Annotated in this window: 21 protein-coding genes and 1 pseudogene; 5 read left to right on the top strand and 17 right to left on the bottom strand. The window is 40.6% G+C overall.

Annotation, left to right across the window (positions count from 1 at the left end):
* Positions 1–116 precede the first annotated feature (116 nt).
* Complete coding sequence (gene htpG / locus B9T33_RS00905) at positions 117–2,036, top strand: molecular chaperone HtpG (protein ID WP_086177083.1); 1,920 nt, start codon at positions 117–119, stop codon at positions 2,034–2,036.
* Between the two features lie 72 nt (positions 2,037–2,108).
* Here htpG and B9T33_RS00900 read toward each other — a convergent pair whose 3' ends face one another.
* The 5 genes from B9T33_RS00900 to B9T33_RS00880 all read right to left on the bottom strand — a co-directional run bounded on the left by B9T33_RS00900 (position 2,109) and on the right by B9T33_RS00880 (position 6,031).
* The gene (locus B9T33_RS00900) at positions 2,109–3,257 is read right to left on the bottom strand and encodes a hypothetical protein (RefSeq protein ID WP_086177321.1); all 1,149 of its coding nucleotides are present in this window, start codon (positions 3,255–3,257) and stop codon (positions 2,109–2,111) included.
* 85 nt (positions 3,258–3,342) lie between these two features.
* Positions 3,343–4,815, bottom strand: coding sequence for a hypothetical protein (locus B9T33_RS00895; protein ID WP_086177082.1), 1,473 nt, complete (start codon positions 4,813–4,815; stop codon positions 3,343–3,345).
* A gap of 12 nt (positions 4,816–4,827) precedes the next feature.
* The gene (locus tag B9T33_RS00890; protein ID WP_086177081.1) at positions 4,828–5,007 is read right to left on the bottom strand and encodes a hypothetical protein; all 180 of its coding nucleotides are present in this window, start codon (positions 5,005–5,007) and stop codon (positions 4,828–4,830) included.
* Between the two features lie 349 nt (positions 5,008–5,356).
* On the bottom strand, positions 5,357–5,548 hold the full coding sequence (locus B9T33_RS00885; RefSeq protein ID WP_086177080.1) for a hypothetical protein: 192 nt from the start codon (positions 5,546–5,548) through the stop codon (positions 5,357–5,359).
* Positions 5,549–5,785: 237 nt separating this feature from the next.
* Complete coding sequence (locus B9T33_RS00880; protein WP_086177079.1) at positions 5,786–6,031, bottom strand: hypothetical protein; 246 nt, start codon at positions 6,029–6,031, stop codon at positions 5,786–5,788.
* 232 nt (positions 6,032–6,263) lie between these two features.
* Between B9T33_RS00880 and B9T33_RS00875 the strand changes: the two genes are divergently transcribed.
* Positions 6,264–6,464, top strand: a complete 201-nt coding sequence (locus B9T33_RS00875; RefSeq protein WP_086177078.1) for a dodecin family protein — start codon at positions 6,264–6,266, stop codon at positions 6,462–6,464.
* 78 nt (positions 6,465–6,542) lie between these two features.
* On the opposite strand, the gene B9T33_RS00870 is transcribed toward B9T33_RS00875, so the two are convergent.
* From B9T33_RS00870 to ompR, 5 genes are all read right to left on the bottom strand, one after another.
* Positions 6,543–7,229 (bottom strand): DsbA family oxidoreductase, encoded by a 687-nt coding sequence (locus B9T33_RS00870; RefSeq protein ID WP_086177077.1) that lies wholly within the window; start codon positions 7,227–7,229, stop codon positions 6,543–6,545.
* A 157-nt stretch (positions 7,230–7,386) separates the two neighbouring features.
* A complete protein-coding gene (locus tag B9T33_RS00865) occupies positions 7,387–7,806 on the bottom strand; it encodes a GNAT family acetyltransferase (RefSeq protein ID WP_086177076.1) in 420 nt (139 codons plus the stop codon).
* A 125-nt stretch (positions 7,807–7,931) separates the two neighbouring features.
* A complete protein-coding gene (locus B9T33_RS00860; protein WP_086177075.1) occupies positions 7,932–9,449 on the bottom strand; it encodes an acetyl-CoA hydrolase/transferase family protein in 1,518 nt (505 codons plus the stop codon).
* 207 nt (positions 9,450–9,656) lie between these two features.
* Positions 9,657–11,117, bottom strand: a complete 1,461-nt coding sequence (locus B9T33_RS00855) for an ATP-binding protein (RefSeq protein ID WP_086177074.1) — start codon at positions 11,115–11,117, stop codon at positions 9,657–9,659.
* Positions 11,118–11,363: 246 nt separating this feature from the next.
* Entirely contained in the window at positions 11,364–12,128 is a 765-nt protein-coding gene (gene ompR, locus B9T33_RS00850) for a two-component system response regulator OmpR (RefSeq protein WP_086177073.1), read from the bottom strand.
* A 336-nt stretch (positions 12,129–12,464) separates the two neighbouring features.
* Here ompR and B9T33_RS00845 point away from each other — a divergent pair, with 336 nt between their 5' ends.
* Both B9T33_RS00845 and B9T33_RS00840 read left to right on the top strand, forming a co-directional pair.
* On the top strand, positions 12,465–14,834 hold the full coding sequence (locus B9T33_RS00845; RefSeq protein ID WP_086177072.1) for a Tex family protein: 2,370 nt from the start codon (positions 12,465–12,467) through the stop codon (positions 14,832–14,834).
* Between the two features lie 92 nt (positions 14,835–14,926).
* Positions 14,927–16,893, top strand: a pseudogene (locus B9T33_RS00840) (DUF2075 domain-containing protein).
* Between the two features lie 60 nt (positions 16,894–16,953).
* On the opposite strand, the gene B9T33_RS00835 reads toward B9T33_RS00840, so the two are convergent.
* The 6 genes from B9T33_RS00835 to B9T33_RS00810 form a co-directional block, all read right to left on the bottom strand.
* Complete coding sequence (locus tag B9T33_RS00835) at positions 16,954–17,268, bottom strand: hypothetical protein (RefSeq protein WP_086177071.1); 315 nt, start codon at positions 17,266–17,268, stop codon at positions 16,954–16,956.
* A gap of 72 nt (positions 17,269–17,340) precedes the next feature.
* Positions 17,341–18,420 carry a patatin-like phospholipase family protein gene (locus B9T33_RS00830; protein WP_086177070.1) on the bottom strand — a complete coding sequence of 360 codons (1,080 nt, stop codon included), beginning with the start codon at positions 18,418–18,420 and terminating at the stop codon, positions 17,341–17,343.
* A gap of 254 nt (positions 18,421–18,674) precedes the next feature.
* Complete coding sequence (locus tag B9T33_RS00825; RefSeq protein ID WP_086177069.1) at positions 18,675–20,294, bottom strand: ABC1 kinase family protein; 1,620 nt, start codon at positions 20,292–20,294, stop codon at positions 18,675–18,677.
* 18 nt (positions 20,295–20,312) lie between these two features.
* Entirely contained in the window at positions 20,313–20,981 is a 669-nt protein-coding gene (locus B9T33_RS00820; RefSeq protein ID WP_086177068.1) for a ubiquinone biosynthesis accessory factor UbiJ, read from the bottom strand.
* A gap of 16 nt (positions 20,982–20,997) precedes the next feature.
* Positions 20,998–21,942 carry a bifunctional demethylmenaquinone methyltransferase/2-methoxy-6-polyprenyl-1,4-benzoquinol methylase UbiE gene (gene ubiE, locus B9T33_RS00815; protein ID WP_086177067.1) on the bottom strand — a complete coding sequence of 315 codons (945 nt, stop codon included), beginning with the start codon at positions 21,940–21,942 and terminating at the stop codon, positions 20,998–21,000.
* A gap of 225 nt (positions 21,943–22,167) precedes the next feature.
* The gene (locus B9T33_RS00810; protein ID WP_086177066.1) at positions 22,168–22,881 is read right to left on the bottom strand and encodes an FFLEELY motif protein; all 714 of its coding nucleotides are present in this window, start codon (positions 22,879–22,881) and stop codon (positions 22,168–22,170) included.
* Between the two features lie 207 nt (positions 22,882–23,088).
* On the opposite strand from B9T33_RS00810, the gene B9T33_RS00805 reads away from it, so the two are divergent.
* Positions 23,089–24,507 (top strand): phosphate--AMP phosphotransferase, encoded by a 1,419-nt coding sequence (locus B9T33_RS00805; protein ID WP_086177320.1) that lies wholly within the window; start codon positions 23,089–23,091, stop codon positions 24,505–24,507.
* A gap of 56 nt (positions 24,508–24,563) precedes the next feature.
* Here B9T33_RS00805 and B9T33_RS00800 read toward each other — a convergent pair whose 3' ends face one another.
* The gene (locus B9T33_RS00800) at positions 24,564–25,085 is read right to left on the bottom strand and encodes a hypothetical protein (protein ID WP_086177065.1); all 522 of its coding nucleotides are present in this window, start codon (positions 25,083–25,085) and stop codon (positions 24,564–24,566) included.
* Positions 25,086–25,247: the final 162 nt, after the last annotated feature.

The following is a 25,247-nucleotide window of genomic DNA, read 5'->3' as shown; positions in this document are numbered from 1 at the left end:
TGCTGTGCAAAGTATATTTTCATGGCCAAATTTGATTTAAGCCTATTGAAAAAAAACAAAGTCCCTCCATTCATATATGCAATAAACTTTTAAAAGCAATATGAACGGAGAGACGAATGAGCGAACAAAATTCTCAAAAACATAGCTTCCAAGCCGAAGTGGCTCAATTACTACATTTAGTCACACATTCATTATATTCAAATCCTGAAATTTTCTTACGTGAGTTGGTGTCGAACGCTTCTGATGCCTGCGATAAACTACGTTTTGAAGGGATTAATCATCCTGAATATTATGAAAATGACCCTGAGCTACATGTTCGAATTTGTCTCGACAAAACCAATAAAACCATCACCATTTCTGACAATGGTATTGGTATGAATCAGCAAGAAGCTATTGAGCATTTGGGGACGATAGCCAAGTCAGGAACCAAAGACTTTATGTCGAAACTGACAGGCGATCAAAAGTCTGATGCGCAATTAATTGGTCAGTTTGGTGTCGGTTTTTATTCTGGCTTCATTGTTGCTGAAAAAATTACCGTTGAATCACGTCGTGCAGGCACAGAGGCAGAGGAAGGTGTGCGCTGGGTTAGTCAAGGCACAGGTGAGTTTGATGTCGAGCAAATCCATAAGGCTTCACGTGGAACAGAGATTATTTTGCATTTACGTGAAGATGCATTGGACTATTTAGATCGTAACAAAGTAAAGCAGATCATCAATAAATATTCAGACCATATTAGCTTGCCAATTGAAATGCCGAAAGAAGTTTGGCAACAAGAAGAAGTAGCTGAAGGTGAAGAAGCTAAACCCGGTCAATATGTGCTGACGGATGAATGGGAAGCCATTAACTCAGCGAGTGCTTTGTGGACGCGCAATAAGAATGAAATTAGCGATGAGCAATATTGCGAATTTTATAAGAATCTGAGCCATGACTATGAGGCCCCATTGGCATGGGCACATAACCGCGTAGAAGGCAGCACTGAATACACGCAATTACTGTATATCCCATCACGTGCACCGAGCAATATTTTTACTCGTGAAGCAAAGGCGGGCATTAAGCTTTATGTGAAACGTGTATTCATTATGGATGATGCAGATAACCTGATTCCAAATTACTTACGCTTTGTGCAAGGTGTGGTTGATAGTGCTGATTTACCACTGAACGTGAGCCGTGAGCTGCTACAAGAAAGTCGTGATGTTAAAACCATTCGTGAAGGTAATGCACGTCGTATTTTGACGGTATTAGACGGCTTGGCAAAATCCGAAGATGCAGCAGATCAAGAGAAATTTCAAACCTTCTACACTGAATTTGGCTCAGTGTTAAAAGAAGGTTTGGGCGAAGATCTGGCGAATCGCGAACGTATTTTAAAATTATTACGTTTTGCGACTGCTGGAAGTGATGAGGTAAAAACGTCATTTGCTGACTATAAAGCCCAAATGAAAGAAGGGCAAAAAGCCATTTATTATGTGACAGCGGATAGTTTAAATGCTGCAAAAAATTCGCCGCAACTTGAACTCTTTAAAAAGAAAGGCATTGACGTTTTATTGATGACTGAACGTGTCGATGAATGGGCGATGGAATTTGTCTTTGAATTCGATGGTACACCATTGCAAAACGTCTCTAAAGGTGCTGTTGATTTAGGTGATTTACAAGATGCTGAAGAGAAAAAAGCGCTTGAAGAAGCCACTGAGCAATTTAAACCTGTCGTGGAAAAATTGTCGGATGCTTTAAAGGCGAAGACATCTGAAGTACGTGTCACCACGCGCCTTGTAGATTCACCAGCGTGTCTCGTGGTTGCAGAAGGTGAGTTATCGCCACAGTTGGTGCGTATGCTGAAACAAGCAGGGCAAGCAGTACCTGAGTCGAAACCTGTATTGGAAATTAACCCATCACATCCATTGGTGCAAAAGTTAGAAGGTTCAGCGCAATTTGATGATTTAGCCAATGTGATCTTCGATCAAGCACTGATTGCTGAAGGAGGATTACCTGAAGATCCTGCGCAATACATTAAACGTATCAATAGCTTATTGTTGAAATAAGTAAAATTTAAAAAGCCTTCTAAGGGAGGCTTTTTTATAGACTGATTAAAACTGGAAATGTTAAGGCGTGGATTAGAACAGTGCTTCGAGTCGTAGCAGTGCACCAACATAGTGGCTCTTATCTTCGCGGTCATTGTTCAGATAATTGAGATCACCTTGAATATAGAACCATTCGCGTAGGAAGGGTTGGCGCCACGAAACATAAGGCCCCCAACTATTTAAGCGAAGTTTGCTGTCATCATAATAACCACCAGTATAAAGTCCATAGTTAAAGCGATTGCCTTTAAAAAACTGGTGCTGACGATAACTGTAGTTGTCCCATTTCAAATCATCAACTTGTTCATCTGCATAGGTCAGATTGAATTGATTCGAAATAAACGGCTGACCTTCACGTGAATGGGTCAGTTCTAAATTTGTTCTTAAATAGTTTTCGCTATCAATACCATAGCGATAGATTTGTTCAGCAACAAAATTAAAATCATTGTCCAATTGCCATTCTCTTGAGGCTTTTAAACGTACATATAAATCATCGCCCGAACGTAAACCGAGATCGATATCTGTTTCAAAAGGGAGACGATCTGAAATTTCAGACCAGCGTAAGGCGAGGGAGCTGTTATCGTCACGGGTTTGCTTATTGTCATAATGCTTATCTGTACGCCCAGCAGGGTTTTCATTAGAAATTGCAGTGTTATTATCCAGCTCATTATCTAAAGAATCATCACCAAAAACGACACTCAATTTTTTTTCTAAAGTCGGTAATTTTATTTTTCCTCGAATACGCGGCTTAATTTCGTATCCTTCATGTTTATCCCAGCTATTGTCTAAGATGACCCTTAATGTTGCATTTGCTGGTTTATCTGGCTGGCTTTCACCAAACCAATTATTCATTTTGATTGCTGTTCGATCTGTCCAATTTCTGACTTTCTTTTGTTGTTTATCGGTCCAACTATTATTTTCTGTTTGTTCCGTAGTTGGGACAATGGGACGGTCAGATTGCCCTGGTAGAAATGTTGGGCTGGCATCAATCCAGCGTGGAATATAGTCTAAAAGATCATATTGTTTTGGCGTGTATTCGCTCGATATATTTTCAGCTTGATTTGAAGGCTGATCTACCGTGGGCGGAGTCGTCTCAATCGTTTCAGCAGCCGAAGAAATTTGATACATCAAGCTAAGCGATACGGAAAAAAGTAAAGTCTGAACAAAATGTTGTTGTTTTTGCATATCATTTGCCCCAGTGGAATTTCCTTTTCCTGTAGTTTTGTAAAATTTGAACATAAAAACAAGTTAAGCTACAAAATAACTGCAATTAATCTTCAATATACAGTTTTAGTGCTTGATAGAGCTGTTGCACATCGATGGGTTGCGGTAATTGATTGATCACGGTTTGAATTGTTCGCCAATTTAATCCCTGTTGACGGCTAAGGATTAGGTAGGGGTAAGCTTGTTCAGTCCGAGATAAGGCAATGCGTTGATCACCATGGATTAGACGAAGTTTTTGGCGTTCTTTTAATAATAAAATTGGGGTACTGAATTGCGCTTCAGGCTCTTCGAATTGAATAAATTTTTGTGTATGCAGTAGGGTTGCTGGAATAAAGGGGAAATAGTCAGTTTTGTGCCAAATATTCTCAGCCAGTTGATAATGTTGATAAAGCTCATGCGGCTTGAACAAAATTTGAGACATCAATGTGATACTCAGGGTTTTGATTGAGGCCACATCATGTTGGTGTTGCTGGGTAAATAGTTGTGCAAGTCGAATGGCTTCCATTTGGCTTTCTGCACCCAGTAACATCAGATATTTGATGAACTTGCCTTCAACATTGATTTGTTCGGCCACATATACGGGACGTTCATCCCAATGCTCAAGCGTAGTCGCGTGTATGAGCAAATCAATGTGTAGATTGATTTCTGGTTGCTCATGTATCCGTAGTTCAAACAATACTACAGAGTCTGGCTTCAGAAGCGGAATCTGCTGCACGTTCGCCGTGAACTGACCGATTTGGATACTGTCTATATTCGGTACATGGGTTTGAGCATGATGAGATTCAGCCACTACCTGTTCAGAGATTTCTTGCATCGACAGTGATGATGTTAAAGAGCAATTAGTGCTCTCTAGCTTCTCGTCGCTATTTTGCTCAGCCGAAGGAAGATTTAGGCTTTGAATGCAGTCTGAGACTTGATCTGAAACTTGAGTATTTGTGTGTTCCTGCATGTTGATGCTATGAACTTGAACCTGAGTTTGATTATCAGTGTGTAATGTCTCTAATTTCTGACCTAAGCGCTTATTTATACAGGTCTGGTTCTGTTTAGTAATACGTTGTTGATATTCTTGGTCGGTTTCTAAACATTGATATAACTGTTGCTGTTTAAGCAGCCAATCATAACAATCCGCAAATTTCCCCCATTCACTGATCAGCGCTGTGCGACTCGGCGCAGGAATCATCCAAATTTGCCAATGACTCGCTTGGTGTAAAAAAGCCCAGCCCATCTCAGGATGTTGATACAAACCATCCTCTAAAGCATCACTGTTTTGGAAATAGCCTCGGAAGGTTCTTGAAAATGGAGTTTGTTTGGCAAACTGCTGAGCAGCAATGGTTGGTTCTGTCAGCGCCTTATATTCAAGTAATTGCTTTTGAAAAATTGGCTCATCACACAAGGCAAATATTTCATGTATACGTTTTTTAGAACGTGCAGTTTCATACAGACTCATGGTCCGATGTTCAAGTTGATGCGTCAGGACATATATTTCTTTTATTAGCTGTGTTTTTTCTTGTAGATTCATTTGCACATGTTCCTAAAGAACTTTTTGAGCTTTTTCTAAATACTTAGCGAGTACTATATTGGTTGCAAGTTCAACTAATTTATATTCGGCTGAATTGGGGTCTTTATAGCGATGAGCGAGTTCGATCAAGTGATCAATATCGATCACTTGAGCAGAAATTTTTCCTTGTATAAGTGCCTGAAGTTCATGCATAGGTCGACTGTAAAAAACAAATAATGAAGACGAATATGTATTTTGATTATAGGCATTTCATTAAAAAAAACATGGAAATAAATGTCAGCTTCTACTAAAAAAGTGTCATTTATGACAAATATAGCGCATTTTGTTTAAAAATAATACGAGAAAAATCATCAGGAATTCCAATCCTTGTATGGGCTTATTTAAAAATAGTGAGCAACGTAAACGATGGCGAAATAATGGGGAGGCAAAATGTGGGTGTTGTTTTAGTTATTTTTAATAGATTCAAGTGACATTGAAATATCACGCAATAAAAAACCGACTGTATCGACAGTCGGCTTTTAAATGAAAAATCAGCTAAAAATTATGCTTTTTTCTCAGTTGAAGGTGTAGCTTCAGTTGACTCTTCAGCAGCAGGTGCTTTGCTGTCAGCATTGGCAGTTTCAGTTGCAACTGCTTTTTTCACAGGGAAATCGGGTACATAAACAATTTGTGCAGAAACATTAGCAGAAAGTACCATTACAGCAGCAGCCATCGCGTATTTAATTGCGTTCATTTTGTATTCCTATTTGATCATGTTTGACGCGTATAAACCGCGTCAGGGAGAAAATTAATCACTTGAATTTATGTGAAAATAATATCAAAAAATAATCAATTAAAAATGATCGAATCGGCAATCAAAGATAAACGGTATTAATTTTAATTTATATAAAACATGTTGTTAGAGTTAATACTCTAAGTTTTTTGCGCTGAGTGAAGCTCCTTCTTCACTCGCAATTATAGGATTGATGTATTAGTGTTTCACACACTTTTTCTCATAAATTTTTCCAGCAATACCACCAATAATGGCACCACTAATGGTTCCAAAAACTGGCAAGACGCTACCTGCAACAGCGCCAATCAGGGCACCTTTCACTGTCGGTGAAAAGCGTGATTTTCCTGCGCAACAGCTGGCAGTAGACTTCGTATCAGAGGTTGGATTTTCGGCGCTGTTTCCTAGGTTAGATTCGTCGTATGCTGCTTGATTTTCATTGGTCATTGCATAACTCCTGATCAGGATAAAAAGTTCAGTTCCTAGCCTAGACCACTAATCTTAGTTCTTATATTTAAGGCATGTTAAAACAAGGTATTTGTTTGTAAGCAGTTATTAAGGACTTAAAACCTGTGGCAGGCATGTAATGATTTGCTGTTGAAATGTTTAAAAAATAACCAATTAATTTAACTTGATCGTATGATAAATGCTCAAAAACATAACAATGAGGATTATTAAAATGTCGGTAGCTAAAGTTGTTGAAGTAAATGCAAGCAGTTCGAAAAGTTTTGAAGATGCAATCCAATCAGGGATTAATAAAGTGACTGAAACCGTTAAGAATGTCCAAGGTGCATGGATTAACGAACAAAAAGTGGTGATTAAAGATAATAAGATTTCGGAGTATCGTGTCAATTTAAAAATTAGCTTTTTAGTGGACTAAATTGATTTAGAACTGTAATAAAAAATCCCCAAGGTTGGGGATTTTTTATATTTGAATCGAATCTAGCAGATCAAACAATTATTTTTCTGGTGTTTCGCAGCTTTCATCATTACACACTGGAGTCGGTGCAATTTCAGGTAATTCAGCCGCTTTATCTATGACTTGTTTAAACACTTCTTTTGGCTGCGCACCTGCTAAGGCAATACGCTGTTCAAATACGAAGAAAGGCACGCCAGTGACTTTAAGCTGTTCACGGGCAACTTCTTCATCATATTTCACAAAGTCAGCATATTCATCAGAGTCGAGTAGGTCATCAACTTCAACTGGATTTAAACCAATACGTGAAGCCACATCTTCTAGGGTTTCACGTTCACCAATTGCTAGACCTTGAGTCATATAGCTGTAGAAGAATGCTTCTTTGGCTTCATTCCCCAAACCTTTGCTTTGTGCAAGATGAATTAAGCGGTGAGCATTGAAGGTATTGCCTGAATTGGCTTTTTCCCAGTTAAAGTCAATGCCTTCCGCCTTTGCCATGTCTGCAATATTGCGCTGCATTTCTTCTACTTCTGCAAGGCTACGACCATATTTTTGCGCCAAACGCTCAGTATTTGAAATCTCTAAGCGGGCTGGTGCATCTGCATCTAACTGGTAGCTGTGCCAAAACACTTCAAGCTCTACACCTGATTCTTCAGCTGCCGCTTCAAGGCGTTTTTTTGCAATATAACAAAAAGGGCAAACGACGTCTGACCAGATATCTACACGCATGGGAAATCTCTTTTCTAAGTTCTGTTAAATTGTATGGGGGCAAATCCTAAAATTTAAAGTCGATGAATGCAAACCCTTTGCACTGAATTTTTTTTCAATCCATTTCAATGTATGGATATTAGGTTGGGTGTTCCATTTTAATTTTTAGATTCAGTAACTAATCTGAGATGAGTCGTTTTCCCATGCAAATCACGTCAATTTCTTCATAGCCCAATTGCTCATAAAAATTTTGTACATCAATATTGTCTTGACGAATCAGTAACTGAAGCTTAGGGCAACCAAGTGCAATTAACCGTTTTTCTAGTTGCTGAATGAGAGCAGTGGCGACGCCATTACGTTGAAAATGTGGATGTACGGCCAGATAATTGACCCAACCTCGGTGTCCATCATAGCCACCCATCACCGTCGCTATCAATTGATCATCTTTGACAGCCAATAAAAAGAGTTGATCGCGCTGAGCCAATTTACGAAAGATATCAATTTCAGGATTGTTCCAAGGTCGTGTGAGATTACATAGTTCCCAAAGCGCAATCACATCATCTAAATCTAACTCAAGATAAGGTCGAATGAAAAACATAATTTTAATTTTGAATTTATTTTGACCAATTTAGATTAATCGAGTTTGAAAGACTTGATAAGCCATGGCGAAAAATAAAAGGCATAAAAAAACGCTCCGAAGAGCGTCTTTTATCGAACTGTCAATTAAGCAGTTTTAGCTTCTGGTTGAGCAACCAACATGTGGCCGTTCTCTTCGAAGTTAACGTGCCAAGACAATGCTTCACGAAGTAGGTGAGGCGTTTGACCACCTTTTGCACATGCACGATCGAAGTAATCGTTCAATGCATCACGGTAGCTTGGGTGAGCACAGTTGTCGATGACAGCGCGAGCACGTTCACGCGGTGCAAGACCACGTAAGTCAGCAAGACCTTGTTCAGTTACAAGGATGTCAACGTCGTGTTCAGCATGGTCAATGTGAGAAGCGAATGGAACAACAGAAGAAATGTCGCCGCCTTTCGCAATTGATTTGGTCACGAAGATTGCCAAGTGCGCATTACGTGCGAAGTCACCTGAACCACCAATACCGTTCATCATTTTGGTACCACAAACGTGAGTTGAGTTCACGTTACCGTAGATATCAAACTCAAGTGCTGTGTTGATACCAATAATACCTAAACGACGTACAAGTTCAGGGTGGTTTGAAATTTCTTGTGGACGAAGAACCAATTTGTCTTTGTACGCTTCAAGGTTGTTAAATACTTTTTCGCCATATTTAGCAGAAAGTGTAATTGATGAACCTGAAGCAAATTTCATTTTGCCAGCGTCGATCAATTCGAAAGTACAGTCTTGAAGTACTTCAGAGTACATGATCAAGTCTTCAAAGTTAGAATCTTTAAGACCAGTCAAAACTGCGTTTGCAATTGAACCGATACCAGCTTGTAATGGACCAAGATTTTTCGGTAAACGACCTTCTTCCACTTCTTTTTCAAAGAAAGCGATCAAGTGGTTTGCAATACCTTGAGTCTCATCATCTGGTGCAGTTACAGTTGATGGTGAGTCATGTAATTCATTGTTGATTACGATACCCACAATTTTTGAAGGATCGATGTTAATCGCATGTGTACCAATACGCTCGTCCACATGAGTCAATGGAATTGCTTGACGTGTTGGACGATATGTTGGGATGTAGATGTCGTGTAAGCCTTCAAAAGCAGGGCTTAAGTTCGTGTTGATTTCTACAATAACTTTTTCAGCAAAAATCGCGAAGCTTGCAGAGTTACCTACAGAAGTTGTTGGGATGATGCCACCATCTTCAGTGATTGCAACAGCTTCAATGATTGCAACATCAGGCTTTTTAAGCTGAAGGTTACGCATTTGTTCAACTGTTTCAGACAAATGCTGATCGATGAACATGACTTCGCCTTTGTTGATGGCTTTACGTAAAGTGTTGTCTACTTGGAACGGTAAACGACGAGCAAGAACACCTGCTTCAGTCAATTTTTTGTCTAAGTCATTGCCTAGAGACGCACCTGTGATTAACGTAATTTTCAACGGGTTCGCTTGCGCTTGTTCAACTAATGCTAAAGGCACTGCTTTTGCTTCACCTGCGCGGGTAAAGCCACTCATGCCTACAGTCATACCATCTTTGATAAATTCAGCAGCTTGTTTAGCGCTGATAACTTTATCGTGAAGTGACGCTAAACGGATGCGATCTAAAGACATCTTATACTCTCGTGAAATTCCTAATAACTGATACGGATTGTACCGATCAAAAAAGCCATTTTGCATACCTGTTAGGCTAAGGTCTAATTTTTTGAGAAAATGTGGGTATAAGATATTTTTATGATTTTTAATCAATTGATTTGTAATGTAAAAAAATACAACGATTAAAGCTTAAACAAAACTGTTTGTTCCTTTTTTGAACGCTTGTTAAAAGCGTTCTGTCAAACTTTGTTTCAATTTTTCCAAAGGACCATTGTTTAAATTATCGTCATTTTCAAATTTTTGCAGTGGTAAAGAAATAATCGCTTCTAGCCCACCTTCTTTTCGATTGTGAATTGAAAGTTGACCAGAGTGTATGTCAACAATCCTTTTAACGATGGCTAAACCTAAACCACTTCCTTGAATGGTCCGTGCATCATTACCGCGAACAAAGGGCTGCATAAGATCTTCAATTTGATCTTCAGGGATACCTTCACCATGATCGGCGACCCGAATTAAAATATGATCACCTTCGTATTCAGTTGATAATTCTATCGGTTCAGCACCATAGCGTTTTGAGTTATTGATTAAGTTACCAATCAAGCGTTTTAGTGACAAACTGCGGGCTTGGATAATCGGTAAGTCTTGGGGTTCAAAACGGATATCGAGCGGTTTAAATTGAATGACCAGTTCCTGTAACAAAGAATTTAAATCGGTGTCTTGAGGCACTTCATCTGAACCATCACGCATATAAGAAATGAACTGATTGAGAATGGCATCCATATCTTCTACATCGTAAATCAAACCTTCTTTTAAAAAGTCATCATCTGGCATCATTTCTGCGCTGAGTCGAATCCGCGTGAGAGGGGTACGCAAATCGTGTGAAATACCCGCTAACATAATGCGACGATCACGTTCAGTTTGTTCCAATGTATAGACCATATGGTTGAAGGCTTGGTTCACCTCACGGATTTCTTGCGGTCCATGATTGGTTTCTAAATAGGGCGCTGTACCTTGTTTACTATAGCTATTCGCTGCATCTTGTAAACGTTTTAACGGACGGTTGAGCTGACGAACTAGCGTTAAAATAATCACTGCGGCAATTAGAGGTATCCCCAATAACCAGCCTAAAATCAATTCTGCGCTGTAGTTCGCATAGGTTTTGAGGGGTTCACGTACCCAGTTACCATTCATTTCTGGGGTTTGAATCCAAATACGTGGGTCGGGCTTAAATTGGAAATACACGGTGGCATTGTCAATGCGCATTTCCTTAGCCAGTTTTTTCTCGATTTGGTTGGTAAAAAATTCTGCAATCACTTTGTCTTTGACATTAGGGAATTCTTTGGGATTGGTGACGTATTCAATGCCAACACGGTTACGCATCCAGTCATCGACGTCCACTTCAGCATTATTATGGAAAATACGTAAATCGGGATTGTTGATGATTTCAAGTTCTGTTGCGAGATAACGGGCATGCTGCTGAATTTCAGGCAAGTAAAGGGTGCGCCAAAAGAACCATAAGGACATAAACAGGCTGAAGAAAACCACGAACAGAACCAAAATGGTTGTGCGCATTGCTGCAGAGCGGGGTTTTATTTTATCGAGGAAGCGTTCCGAGCGTGTCCGCTTTTTTTCGGAGTAAGCTTCGTAGTCGGTAAATTCCTGTGGGTCGATAGGTTCGAGTTTCAAGCAGAAATCCTTTAAGCCATTTTTTGAAATGCAGTTTTTATTCTTTGCAATGGAATCTTACTGCTGGAACATTCTTTGGGAGGAGCTCGTTATGTTACTTTTTAAAAACGTAACCAAAATTTTTGCCATTCGCTGAACTCGCGCACTTTACTTTAATAAGTTCAATTTCAAGTGGCTCAGACAGCAGCGAATGGCGTTTCCGGACATGAGAGGTGGTGACTTGATTCTCATATCTAATCTTATTTTTTATTCAGCACCATCTGGAACAAAGACATAACCTACGCCCCAAACAGTTTGGATATAGCGTGCGCGGGCAGGGTTTTCTTCCACTAAACGACGTAAGCGAGAAACCTGAACGTCTATTGAACGCTCCATAGCACCCCATTCACGACCACGTGCAAGATTCATAAGTTTGTCACGAGTCAATGGTTCACGTGGGTGTTGTACTAATGCTTTAAGTACCGCAAATTCACCTGTGGTTAAAGTCACCACTTGACCTTCACGAGTCAAGGTACGTGTTGAAAGGTCTAGTGACCATGGACCGAATGACACCACTTCCATTTGTTGACTCGGTGCACCCGGAACTTCACGAACTTGACGACGTAATACGGCACGAATACGTGCCAAAAGCTCATTTGGGTTAAATGGTTTTGGTAGGTAGTCATCCGCACCCGCTTCAAGGCCCGCAATACGGTCAGAGTCACTACCACGCGCAGTCAGCATAATAATGGGTGTATCAATGCTTGATTGACGTAGACGACGGCAAATACTCAAACCATCCTCAACGGGCAACATAAAGTCCAGCACAATGAGGGAAAAGAGTTCCCGCTGCAACAGACGATCCATCTGAGTCGCATCATGTGCGGTTTTGACTACAAAACCTTTATCTTCTAGGAAGCGCTGTAAGAGCGTGCGTAAACGTACGTCATCATCAACAACCAAAATGCGTTCGACTCGGTCGGTTTCGGCTTGTACAGAATCTGTTTTTTCAGCAGGTACAACTAAACTCATGACGTGCTCCTTTATTCTTTATTGTCATCGTAAACAAAAGTCGATTTCAATTTGAGTATACGATTCATTTATATAGATTTACCATGCTCTAAAGCAACAAATATTGCAGTGAAAATCAAGACATAGATACCAAATGTATACATGTTGTACGAATCATCTTTGCCTCATTGTGTGCGCTAATTTGCTGTTTCATAGTCATTTTAGTAAAAAAATGTGTAATTGAAGTGAATTGGCATTAAAAACCAAGAATAAATTTATAAAAACAATTGTGGATTTTATGGTCTTGGTCTTTATAATCATGGCTTTTAGAACTTATCCTTGCAGGGATCTAATACGATGACTGACTTAGTTCAGCAGTTGGCAAAAGAAATTGCCGTACGTCCAAATCAAATTGAAGCTGCCATCAAGCTCATTGATGAGGGTGCCAGTGTTCCATTTATCGCACGTTACCGTAAAGAAGTGACGCAAGGTTTGGACGATACTCAATTACGTCAGCTTGATACACGTTTGGCTTACCTGCGTGATTTATTTGAGCGCCGTGAAAAGGTGATCGAATCTCTAAAAGAACAAGAAAAACTTTCTGATGATTTATTGGCTCGCGTAAACGCAGCGGAAACAAAAAATGCGCTAGAAGAAATTTACGCGCCGTACCGTCCAAAACGTACTAGCAAATCATTTAAAGCTAAAGAAGCAGGTTTAGGCCCAATCGCTGAAAAAATCTTTGCTGAAGCGATTGACCCAACAGAAGCTTTGGCCGGTTTTAGTCATGAAGACTATCCTGATGCAGAAAGTCAGTTAGATGCTGTTCAACACATTTTAATTGATGATTGGGCACAAAATATTTCGCTAACCACTGAACTTAAATCGACATTTGCAAAAACAGCATCGTTAAAAAGTTTAGTGGCAAGTGATGAGAAAAAAGAAGTCGGTAAGAAATTCCGTGATTACTTCGATTTCTCTGAAAGTTTAAATAAAGTACCGTCACATCGTTTATTGGCAATGCTCCGTGGTCGTCAAGAAAATGTCTTGGGCTTAAAAGTAGATGGTCAAGATGATGCACCATTGGCACGTATTGAAACTGAATACAATTTAGAAACAGCACAGCCACAAGCACGTGCAGATTTCTTAAAACAAACTGCAAAATTATTCTGGCTCGGTAAAGTTCGTCCTGCAATTGAACATTCTTTATTGACTGAAAAACGTTTGGCAGCTGAATCTGAAGCAATGGACGTGTTTGCTGAAAATCTCCGTCATTTATTGCTATCTGCTCCAGCAGGCGCACGTTGCACATTAGGCGTTGACCCTGGCATCCGTACAGGCGTGAAATTGGCTGTGGTGAATGCATCAGGTGATGTACTGGCACACAGCACAATTTATCCATTTGCACCAAAAGAAGATAAAGCAGGTTCGATTGCTGAACTTGCACGTCTATGCCGTGAGTTCAATGTTGAACTGATTGCGATTGGTAATGGTACAGCGAGCCGTGAAACAGAAGCGGTTGTAGCTGAAATGATGGCTGAAAATACAGATCTGAATTTGATCCGTGTTTCTGTCTCTGAAGCAGGCGCATCAGTTTATTCAGCATCTGAATTGGCATCTCAAGAATTGCCAGAGCTAGATGTTTCGATTCGTGGTGCAGTGTCGATTGCTCGTCGTCTGCAAGATCCACTTGCAGAGCTTGTAAAAATTGATCCTAAATCCATTGGTGTGGGTCAGTACCAACACGATGTGAACCAAACTGGTTTAGCAAAAACACTTGAAGCGGTGGTTGAAGACTGTGTGAACTCAGTCGGTGTGGATGTAAACACTGCGTCTTCTGCTATTTTGGGTTATATCGCAGGTTTGAATAAATCAATCGCACAGCAAATTGTCGATTTCCGTAAAGAAAATGGTCGTTTTGACAATCGTCAAGGATTGAAAAAAGTACCACGTTTAGGCGAACGTACATTTGAACAAGCTGCAGGTTTCTTACGTATTCAAGATGGTTCTGAGCCACTAGATGCATCTGCTGTTCACCCAGAGTCTTATGCACTGGTTGCGAAAATTGTTGAAGCAAAAGCAACGACGCTAAAAGACATTATTGGTAATACTGAAATTATCCGCCAAGTAGATGCTGAAGCATTTGTAAATGATCAGTTTGGTTTACCAACGATTCAAGATGTTTTATCTGAGCTTGAAAAACCGGGTCGTGATCCACGTCCAGAATTCCGTACAGCAAAATTCCGTGAAGACATCACTGAAGTTGGTCAACTGACTGAAGGTTTACAACTTGAAGGTGTTGTGACCAATGTGACGAACTTTGGCGCATTCGTTGATGTAGGTGTACACCAAGATGGTTTAGTGCATATTTCTGAGCTGGCAAATGAATTTGTTTCTGATCCACACAAAGTAGTGAAACCGGGTCAAATCGTCCAAGTTCGTGTGTTAAATGTCGATGTTGAACGTAACCGCGTTAACTTGTCGATGCGTGCTGAAGGCACTGCTGCGGCGAAACCACAACGTCAACCACGTCGTGAGCATGCACAGGGTCAAAATCAGGAACAACGTGGTGAGCGTAAGCCTCAGGGTAAACGTCCACAACATGCACGCCCGCAAGGCGACCGTCCACAAGGTCATAAAAAGCCTCAAGCAGCGAAACCACAAGAAAATAAAATTGGTGGTTTAGGTGCGTTATTACTTCAAGCAGGGATTAAAGGTTCAAAATAATCTTTAATTGCTCGTAAAAAAACCTCCCATTTGGGAGGTTTTTTTATATAAGATTAAAACAGTCAAAGCTTAAATAAACTTAGAAGATCAAAATGTTACGAAGTTATTATCAGGGTTCAGTACAACAATTTTTACATACAAATGAACAACAAATTATGGGGGCTTTGGCTTTACAGCATGAATTTGCATTGGAAGATTTACAAAAGAACGCCTGGTTAAAACAAATTGAGATTTTAAAACAACAATTGGATTTTTTAGATGAGGGAGAAATCTTTTTTGAATTCGCCATTCCACGAATGGGTAAGCGTGTTGATAATATTCTTTTGATACGCAATTTAATTTTTGTTATTGAATTTAAAGTAGGTGAAAAGAGTTACCCACAACATGCTAAGACTCAGGTCATAGATTATTGTTTGGATTTGTTGAATTTTCATGAAGGTAGTCATCAGCAAAGGGTCATACCTCTTTTAATTTCAACCCAAGCTCCAAGTTGTGAACAGTCATGGTCAGCGGTATCCACTTATCAAGATACTTTATGCTGTAACACCCAAAATTTGCGGGTTGTAATCGAACAAGCGCTTGATCAATTTACTGGTCTAACTCAACTTAATATTAAACAGTGGGTTAAGTCTCGTTATAAACCGACACCCACAATTATTGAAGCAGCTCAAGCGCTATATCAAGGTCATACAGTGGATGAAATTTCTAGAAGTGATGCCGGTGCGAAAAATTTAGCGATTACTTCGAAAAAGATCGAACAAATTATTGAAGATGCAAAATTAACGAATAAAAAAACGATTTGCTTTTTAACGGGTGTACCAGGTGCAGGAAAGACATTGGCCGGTCTTAATATTGCGAATCAGTGTTTAAAAACAAATGAACAAGAACATTCTGTATTTTTATCTGGAAATGGTCCTCTAGTTGATGTTTTACGTGAAGCATTGGTTCGAAATACCGTTGAACTTGCTAAGCAATAAACAGAAAAAAAGACGCGATCTGAGGCAGAACGTGAAGCCAAAGCTTTTATACAAAATATTCATCATTTTCGTGATCATTATTTGAAGTCAAATGAGGTACCGATCGAAAAAGTCGTTATTTTTGATGAAGCTCAAAGAGCCTGGCAAAAGGAACAAGTGTCTAACTTTATGAAGCAAAAAAAGGGCATTGATAATTTTTCAATGTCCGAGCCAGAATTTCTCATCAGTGTAATGGATCGACATACAGATTGGTGTGTGATCGTTTGTTTAATTGGTGGTGGGCAGGAAATTAATATAGGGGAAGCGGGCGTTTCTGAGTGGTTGGCTGCATTAGAACGTTTGTACCCAGATTGGCATCTCTATTTTTCTGATAAAATCGTACAAGAAAAAGTATATTTAACAGATCCAAATCAACAAAAATGGATCAAAGAGAATGGTATAAATGAGGCAGATTTACATCTTAATGTTTCTGTTCGGTCATTCCGCAGTGAGCAAGTCTCACAGCTGATTCAACATGTTTTAGATGGTGAGGCCGAAGTTGCTAAAGATATCTATCAAAACATGTATAAGCATTATCCAATAATGCTATGTCGGAATTTGAATGTTGCTAAACAGTGGTTAAAAAGAAAGGCTAAGGGCTCTGAGCGTTTTGGGCTTATTGCGAGTTCTGGTGCCCGTCGTTTAAAAGCCGAAGGTATTGATGTAAAGAATAAAATAACGCCTGCGGATTGGTTCTTGAATTCCAAAATAGATGTACGTTCTTCTTATTACCTGGAAGATACTGCAACTGAGTTTGATGTGCAAGGTTTGGAAATAGATTACAGTTGCGTGGCATGGGATATTATTTTTACTTTGATCAATACTGGCAATATCAAGCCTTTAAAGGCAGTCGATGGCAAAATATAAGGCAAGCTGAAAAGCAGAAATACCTGTTAAATGCATATCGAGTTTTATTGACCAGAGCTAGACAGGGTATGGTTATTTATTTACCTAAAGCAGATCAGAATGATTGGACTAGACCACAAGCTTTATATGACAGTACTTATCAATATTTAAAACAGTGTGGGTTTGATGAGATTTAATTCAGATTTAAAATAAAAAAAACCTCCCATTTGGGAGGTTTTTTTATTGCTTAAAATTGCTTAGCGAATCATCGGTACGATCCAACTGGTAATAATCAGCAAAATACCCAGATGACCCAATTTACGAGTCACGTAGACTAATTTTGAAGGTGGTTGCTCTAGCTGTTTGGCATATTCTTCAAGGCTAATGCCTTGTTTGGTCTTGGTGCTAAATAAAAATACAGCGAGGTCGATACAGATTAAAATGGTTCCGACATCTGCCACCATTTCCATTAAGTCGTATGTTCCACTCATTAAAGCCGTTGTGACTTGATAAGCAAGGAACAGTGCAAAAGCAATGCAGGCATACTGCACAAAAATCAAAAAAATCCGCATAAATCTAAACTAATTCAAAACCCAACATTATGCGCAGCATTATAGCGCGGCATCCGATTGATTACTGTAATCTTAGAGTGCTTGCATAAACGCGGGGAAATTCTGCTTCTCTAACATTTCTAAAAATTCATCACCCATACGCTGACTTTCTGCCACACATTGATTCCACATTCGAATCCGCTGCGCATTGTCTAAACCTTTGAGGTTAAAGTCCTTGCGGTCTGGCAGGCGACCTAAAGGTAAACTGTCCAAGTAGGCTTGTGAAGGTGAGAGCAACAAAGTCCGCGCTTGATTTTCTGGATTGGCTTGGCGTTTAAATAATTTATCAAACCAACCTGGGGTAATGCTGTCAGTAAAATGTGGATACAGCACGATACCTTTACTTTGGAAAGGTAGGTCAATGTGATAATCAATTAAACCACCATCACGGTAGCTCCCTTGAGGAACATCAGGAATGTCGCGAATCGCCGCCATAATGCCCGGAATAGATGCCGAAGCCATTAACCACGGTGTCACGCTCTGTTCGGTTAAGGCGTGATAATGCGTGGTAAAACCATCATCACCGATGGTGAATTGAGTGCCTGACTGAGGTTGGCTAATCACACGTTGCATAAAATAACGACTGTGCTTACGTGCAATGGCTGTGGTACCGACGATTCCTGCGACAGAAGCCAAAAGAGGCAAGGCTTTATCACTTTGGAAAATGTGCTGTGCTTTGACTGATATTACGGTCAAGTGATAATCAGGATGATTCACCAATTCAGCTTCTTTGCCTTGAATCAAATCAATAAGCATGCCACGGCAAACATCACTGACTTCTTGGCGACTCATTTTTTTATGGAAAGATAAATTGGTATACAGTTCAGACAGACGCTGCGTGCCTTCCATAGCCCCCCAAGCCGTAATACTGGCAAAACGCCAACTGCCAATTGATGAGCCTATTAAGGTACGACGCTGTGCGGTGCGTGGCAAAAAATCTGCAAAAATGGCTTGGTCGAGACCTTGAATACCAATACCTTTTGGTCCACCCGCAGCACCTGGAATAATATCGACCTGTGCAGCCTGTAAGCCTTCTTGTTCAATCAATTGGCGTGCCAAATGACCAGCACGTATATTCAAAGAAGGTGGGCGTTTTTGCAAAATTTGAGTCATCATGAACCATTAAAAATACAGTCGTAGAGTTATTCTAATGCGTTTTAAAATTGACCCAATGGCTGAAACTTACCACTCATGACTGACGAGTCATGGCATAGGTTGAATGTAGTTTTGCATGAGTACTTCGTGACATAAAACGTAGCTTCGAGAGTCCAAAGCTCATCAAAAGTAAACTTGAAGGGGGGGCAATAGTTTCGTTATTGCATAAAAAAAGTCTGAGGAATCAGGCTTTTTTGCATCTAGTAAAGTATTTATTTAAATACACGCCAAACAGCCAACAGACTAGAAAGGGCAATTAAAATAATCGACACATACCACGGTGAAATAATCGCAATCGACAAGAATATCGCCATGATGCTGCCAAAGACCCAACTGCGCTTTTGCTGATGTTCCATTTGTAGGCGCATGCTTTGTAGTTCGTTGAGTTGTTTAGCATGCCAAGCCGACTGATTTTTTAAACCATTCAGGCTATCAATCATCAAGGTTGGTAAATCTTGCGCACCTAAAAGTAAGTCAGGAATTTTCTGACCGAGTTCTTTGAGGTTTTTCTGCGGATTCATTTGGGCTTTGATCCAATCCGTCAAAATTGGTTTCGCCAAACTCCAAATATCCAGCTCTGGATATAGATCTGTACCTAAACCTTCCACATGCACCAAAGTTTTGAGTAGCAACATCAGTTGTGGTGGAATTTCTAAATGGAAACGGCGGGCAATGTCCATGACCTGAATCAGGATGCCAGCAAAGTCCAATTCATGCATTGGTTTAGACACCATCGGTCCAACCGTACGGCGCATTTCACGTGCCAAAGCATCTTGATCTGTGCCTGGTGGAATCCAGCCCGCTTGATGCACAATCTGAATCAGCTGCATAAAGTCGCTGTTCATAACAGCGAGCAACATGCGTGCAACAGTCATCTGGTCGTGCTTTGACAGTTCACCCATAATCGCGCAGTCCAAGGCAATAAAGCGAGGATTGGCTGGATTAATGGTTTCGACAAATACATTACCCGGATGCATGTCGGCATGGAAGAAGTTGTCGCGGAATACTTGGGTAAAGAAAATGGTCAGACCTTTTTCAGCCAAATCTTTGCGATCCATGCCTAAACGATCAAAAGTCGTAATGTCTGAAATTGGTACACCCGTAATGCGCTCTTCCACCATGACATCACGGCTGTCCATGTAGACTTCAGGCACGTACATCATGCTTGAACCGGTGAAATAGTGACGCATACGGCGAGTATTGTCTGCTTCTAAAGTCAAATCGAGTTCATTCAGAATGATCTGACGATAGTCCTGAATAATTTCAGACAAATGCAGAGCGCGGGCTGCTTCTAAACGCTTTTCAAGAAACTCACCGAGCCATTCTAAAATTTCAAAATCTTGCAGAATTTGATTGCGAATGTTTGGACGGGTGACTTTGACCACAACTTCACGACCATCATGTAAAGCTGCGGTATGGACTTGAGCAATGGATGCTGCCGCTAAGGGCTGCTCATCGAAACGTGCAAACAGGGTATTGATATCGGCTTTAAGTGATTCTTGGACGCGCATTTTTGCGACATCATTACTGAACGGTTTTACACGGTCTTGTAGCATGACCAGCTGTTGTAAAACTTCAGGTGGAATCAAGTCACGACGGGTTGACAACAACTGCCCAAGCTTAATCGCCAGCGGCCCCATTTCTTCCATGGCTTCTTTGAGCTTGAGCGGATTTTTTCGCTCGCGGCTCGACCATGCAGCAGGGTGCATACGAATAAAAGACAGAATATGTCGGGCTTTTTCAGGTAATTCTTCCGCAGGAAACAACGTGTCGAGTCTATAGTGCGCAGCAATGCGCCAAAGGTCGAGTAAACGTGAAACGTGCGGAATCATATCTGTAAATACCTAGTCTTAAGTGTTGTCTTGTAATGAGTCAATTTGGCTTTGCAATTGCTGAATTTTCGCTTCTGCACGGTCCAAATTTTGATTCAAAATACGGGTGTCTTGATTGAGATCATCCATTTGCCAACGTGGGGCAAATAAACCTGAATCTTCCTTGAGCGCATCTTCTGCAAAGAATAGATGGCTTTGTAGTGTTTGTTTGAGTTGTTTTGGTGCAAGTTGCAGCTTACCAATTTCATGCGCAAGGCTTGGACCAATCCAAGGGCTCAGGTGTGATGCTAAATCGGGCTCAGCTAGTTGCATGATGCGCTGAATATCCTGCAATAAGTGATAATCACCTTGCAGTGGAATATTGCCGACATCATCCGCAAGCAGTAGTTTGAACAGCTCAACCACAGTTTTGACATGCAGTGTTGCTGTCGCATTGGTGGCTTGATTTTGCTGATCGAAAGGACGCTGTTCAAAAATCGATGCAGATTCACTATGACCTGTTGCGGTAGGTTCAAGGCGAACCTTTTGGTCATCAAAAAATACATCGACTGAGAGTTGCGGTGAATCAATCACCACACGCAGCATTTTACCTTGTAGCTCATTGAGCTGGATGCGGGTAATCGCATCCAAATCAATCACATGATGAATTAATCGTTCAACTGCACCGAGTGCTAGAATCGACCACATAGTTCAGCCCGCGGTATTAAAGTTTGAAACCACGGTGTACTGCAACGATACCACCAGTGAGGTTGTGGTAGTCACAGTTTTGGAAGCCAGCATTTTCCATCATACCTTTGAGGGTGCGTTGGTCTGGGTGCATACGAATTGATTCAGCAAGGTATTTATAGCTTTCAGAATCGTTTGCAATCAACTTACCCATAATTGGCAGCGCAGTAAACGAGTACATGTCATATAGTTTTGAAAATGGTTCAAACACAGGTTTTGAAAATTCGAGAACCAATAAGCGACCACCTGGCTTAAGCACGCGGTACATCGCAGCAAGTGCCGCGTCTTTATCTGTTACGTTACGTAGACCGAATGAAATTGTGAGCAAGTCAAAGCTATTGTCAGCAAATGGCTCTAAAGTTTCCGCATTGGCCAAAACGAAATCGACGTTGGTACAACCCGCATCGATAAGACGGTCACGACCGACGTTGAGCATTGATTCGTTAATGTCTGAAAGCACGACATGACCTGTAGGGCCAACTTCACGGCTAAATACTTTAGCTAAATCGCCTGTACCGCCTGCGATGTCCAAGACATGTTGACCACGGCGAACACCTGACATGTTAATCGCGAAGCGTTTCCAAAGACGGTGAATACCAAATGACATTAAGTCATTCATGATGTCGTATTTGCTTGCTACAGAGTGGAAAACTTCAGCCACTTTTTGCGCTTTATCTTCACTGCTTACAGTTTGATAGCCAAAGTGTGTGGTCGCACCGACGTTGCCAGTATTGGCACCACGTGGAAGATTATATTTCGGTACTGAACCAGTCACAGGCGTATCTGTCAGGCGTTGTTCTAATGATTGTTGCTGACCTTGTGCTGTGCCTTGCGGTAATGGCTCAGTTAAGAATGGACTCACTTTGTCTGTAGTTTGTGCCGACTCAGGTGTAGGGGTAGCCGATTGATTCTCGTTAGACATTAGAGTCACTCCTAACTTATAAATAGGGTTAATGTTGCTGTGCAAGCATGATGACAGATTCTCTGTTGTTATACAGCAGTCAAGTTGCATTTGTTGTGAATAATATACAGAAAAAATAAGGATCTGCTGTAACTGCTTTGCAAATCCCGTATAAAAAATATGAATTAATGCCCTAAATATCGCCAACATCACATCGAGTGTGATGTTGGCTGGAACTGGGCTGTTTTAAGCAGCAGGTTGGAATGGGTTTGGATCACCTGCATGTACTTGATCCACAATTTGACGTTCAATGGCAGTAAATTCACGGACAAATTTTTCAGCCGACTTCAATGGTTTCATTGCCAAAAAGCCGTCTTGCATGAAGTCATACATCACATCAAAATTATATTTGTGTGCGGCGCCTTTACACATTTTAAAAGCCGTGTAGACCATAAATGAGCGCATATATTTATCGAGATTACGACCTAAGTCATCCAGTAGCTGCAACTGTAATTTGCGGTCTTTGCCTTGATCTAATTTAAGGTAGGTCTGGCGCATCATTTCATCGGTTAAGCTTGGATTTGATGGATAGTCCTCAAGCAGTTGCATCGCCACCTGTTCATCCAGTTGCACCGCAAGAATCGCCAATTGCACACCCGATGTTCCTGTTTTAATGGCATTGTCAGGAATCAGCTTTTCGGCTTTGTGCGCATAACGAGTTAAACGTGCAATTTGAGCAGCAAGTGCATCAAAGTCAGGCCCACCATATAAACGATTTATAAAGTATTCTGACATCAGGACATTATTCTTCTCAGCAAATTGTTTGGCATGCGTGCGCTGCATGCGCTGTTTTTGCCACTGCTGTACTTCTTGTAAACGCTGTAAAATTTCTGGCTTTTTGTGGTAGTTCAACTGGTAATACAGTTCAAGTAAATCATCTAATACCGCAAGTTTGGACATTGAGTGTCTCAATTATTTTTTAGATGTTGGAATTTTAGTCGCTGTTTGCTGCTAGAGCTATGACAAAGTGACGAAATTACACAGCAAACTGAGTCAGTTTGTTGCAGAAATAATCGCATTGCTTATTTTAAACGACACAATCAAAACATTGTTGTGGCAGGGACGGCATGGTTATACTCAAAACAGAATGAAAATAAAGGGTCTGCCATGAGTTTAAAAGAAACAGAATTTCAATTGATGGACGAAGAACAACTTTCGGTTGAATTGATTGAAGCACAGTATCAACTGAAAAATACTAGCGGTCAGCCCAATGCAAAAAGTGTGTTGATTTTAGTCAGTGGGATTGAGCTTGCAGGTAAGGGTGAAGCAGTGAAACAACTGCGCGAATGGGTTGATCCGCGCTACTTACGTGTGAAAGCCGATGCTCCTGTCATGTTTGATCAAAAACAGACGTTTTGGCAGTCCTACGCACGTTTCATTCCTGCTGAAGGGCAGATCATGGTGATGTTTGGCAATTGGTATAGTGATTTATTAAGTACAGCGATGCATGTGTCTAAACCACTCGATGAAACTTTGTTTGATGACTATGTTGACAACATGCGGGCCTATGAACAAGACCTTAAAAACAACCATGTCGATGTGATTAAAATTTGGTTTGATCTGTCATGGAAATCCTTACAAAAACGACTGGACGATATGGATCCGAGCGAAGTCCGTTGGCATAAATTGCATAGACTAGATTGGCGCAATAAAAAACAATATGACAATTTGCAGCGACTACGACAGCGCTTTACTGATGATTGGATCGTGATTGACTGTGAAAATGAAGAAGCGCGAAATCAACAATTTGCCCAGCATATTTTACGCACTCTTAAACATCTTCCTGAGCATGTCACAAAAGCCACTGGACGTTGGAAACAAGCCAAAGTGCCAGAAGTTTTATTGGCACCTGTCACTGAGATTGCCGACGAAGCTGAATATAAAAAAGAGCTCAAAAAACTCAGTCGTAAAGTGGCAGAAACATTGCGTTTTGATTCACGTAATGTGGTCATTGTTTTTGAAGGGATGGATGCAGCAGGTAAGGGGGGGGCGATTAAACGGATCGTGAAAAAACTAGACCCACGTGAATATGAAATTCATACCATTGCTGCACCTGAAAAATATGAACTGCGCCGACCTTATTTATGGCGCTTTTGGAATAAAATTTTACCCGAAGAAAAAATTACCATTTTTGACCGCAGTTGGTATGGTCGCGTGTTGGTTGAACGTATCGAAGGCTTTGCGAGCGATGTGGAATGGCAGCGAGCGTATGACGAAATCAACCGTTTTGAAAATGATTTGTATAACAGTCAAACCATTGTTATCAAGTTTTGGCTGGCAATCGATAAAGATGAACAGGCAGCGCGTTTTAAGGCGCGAGAAGAAACTGCACATAAACGCTTTAAAATTACCCCAGACGATTGGCGAAACCGTGATCATTGGGACGACTATTTAAAAGCGTCCGCAGATATGTTGCAACGGACGGATACCGATTATGCACCATGGCATGTGATCGCAACCAATGATAAACACAGTGCGCGATTGCAGGTGTTAAATACCATTTTAAAACAGCTCAAAGCCGATTAAAGCGTAAATCAAAAGCCACGTTAACGTGGCTTTTGATTTTTTCGATTGATCATAAATTAGGTGTTTACAGGTGTGGGTGTCGGTTGATCTGGAAATTTACGTTGAATTCGTTTTGCCAATTGGTAACTTTCTTCGACGTGGGTTTCAGCAACTTTTTTCATGACGAAGTAACCTAAACTTGCTGCCACGACTTGCCCGCCAAGCGGAATAAATTTAGTCACTTGTTTAGTGATGTATTTGGCAGCAATATTGTTAAGTGATTTTTTCATAGCTGTACGTGCAACCACAAAGCCTGAAAATTCCACGCCACGTTTACGTAGTTCATTCCAATGAATTTCTTTGGTTTTTGGGTCGTAGACACTAATTTGATCTGGAGCTAAGCCGAAACGCGCATTAATTTCTGGAATCAGTTGCGATAAAATACCGACATCAATCACCACATCGAGAAAAGGCACGGGAATAATGGCTGCACCTGCTGAAAAATAAGCGCGTTTTTTGACTAATTCTAGGCATTCAGCACGAATAATTTCCAGATTTAAATTTGGATCGATGGAGTCTGGAATGTTGTCTATTTTCATAAGCAGATACCCTTGCGCGTATATTGATTTTTTCTCATAAAGTACCATTAAGATACTTGTTTCAAAGCATTTTTAGCAATCATTTATCTTGTCAAAGTCGCATAGACAGTTGGCAATGTATAGTAAATAATCATTGTTGTTTTGTATTGGTTTTAGCAGGCG

The organism is Acinetobacter sp. ANC 5054, assembly GCF_002135295.1.
Classification (GTDB): Bacteria; Pseudomonadota; Gammaproteobacteria; order Pseudomonadales; family Moraxellaceae; genus Acinetobacter.
Note: the sequence above shows the minus strand (reverse complement) of the source record. Positions and strands in the feature narration are given on the sequence as shown.

Coding starts and splice junctions, on each gene's coding strand:
- htpG (WP_086177083.1), top strand. CDS start 117: ATGAGCGAACAAAATTCTCAAAAACATAGCTTCCAAGCCGAAGTGGCT.
- B9T33_RS00900 (WP_086177321.1), bottom strand. CDS start 3,257: ATGCAAAAACAACAACATTTTGTTCAGACTTTACTTTTTTCCGTATCG.
- B9T33_RS00895 (WP_086177082.1), bottom strand. CDS start 4,815: ATGAATCTACAAGAAAAAACACAGCTAATAAAAGAAATATATGTCCTG.
- B9T33_RS00890 (WP_086177081.1), bottom strand. CDS start 5,007: ATGCATGAACTTCAGGCACTTATACAAGGAAAAATTTCTGCTCAAGTG.
- B9T33_RS00885 (WP_086177080.1), bottom strand. CDS start 5,548: ATGAACGCAATTAAATACGCGATGGCTGCTGCTGTAATGGTACTTTCT.
- B9T33_RS00880 (WP_086177079.1), bottom strand. CDS start 6,031: ATGACCAATGAAAATCAAGCAGCATACGACGAATCTAACCTAGGAAAC.
- B9T33_RS00875 (WP_086177078.1), top strand. CDS start 6,264: ATGTCGGTAGCTAAAGTTGTTGAAGTAAATGCAAGCAGTTCGAAAAGT.
- B9T33_RS00870 (WP_086177077.1), bottom strand. CDS start 7,229: ATGCGTGTAGATATCTGGTCAGACGTCGTTTGCCCTTTTTGTTATATT.
- B9T33_RS00865 (WP_086177076.1), bottom strand. CDS start 7,806: ATGTTTTTCATTCGACCTTATCTTGAGTTAGATTTAGATGATGTGATT.
- B9T33_RS00860 (WP_086177075.1), bottom strand. CDS start 9,449: ATGTCTTTAGATCGCATCCGTTTAGCGTCACTTCACGATAAAGTTATC.
- ompR (WP_086177073.1), bottom strand. CDS start 12,128: ATGAGTTTAGTTGTACCTGCTGAAAAAACAGATTCTGTACAAGCCGAA.
- B9T33_RS00845 (WP_086177072.1), top strand. CDS start 12,465: ATGACTGACTTAGTTCAGCAGTTGGCAAAAGAAATTGCCGTACGTCCA.
- B9T33_RS00835 (WP_086177071.1), bottom strand. CDS start 17,268: ATGCGGATTTTTTTGATTTTTGTGCAGTATGCCTGCATTGCTTTTGCA.
- B9T33_RS00830 (WP_086177070.1), bottom strand. CDS start 18,420: ATGACTCAAATTTTGCAAAAACGCCCACCTTCTTTGAATATACGTGCT.
- B9T33_RS00825 (WP_086177069.1), bottom strand. CDS start 20,294: ATGATTCCGCACGTTTCACGTTTACTCGACCTTTGGCGCATTGCTGCG.
- B9T33_RS00820 (WP_086177068.1), bottom strand. CDS start 20,981: ATGTGGTCGATTCTAGCACTCGGTGCAGTTGAACGATTAATTCATCAT.
- ubiE (WP_086177067.1), bottom strand. CDS start 21,942: ATGTCTAACGAGAATCAATCGGCTACCCCTACACCTGAGTCGGCACAA.
- B9T33_RS00810 (WP_086177066.1), bottom strand. CDS start 22,881: ATGTCCAAACTTGCGGTATTAGATGATTTACTTGAACTGTATTACCAG.
- B9T33_RS00805 (WP_086177320.1), top strand. CDS start 23,089: ATGAGTTTAAAAGAAACAGAATTTCAATTGATGGACGAAGAACAACTT.
- B9T33_RS00800 (WP_086177065.1), bottom strand. CDS start 25,085: ATGAAAATAGACAACATTCCAGACTCCATCGATCCAAATTTAAATCTG.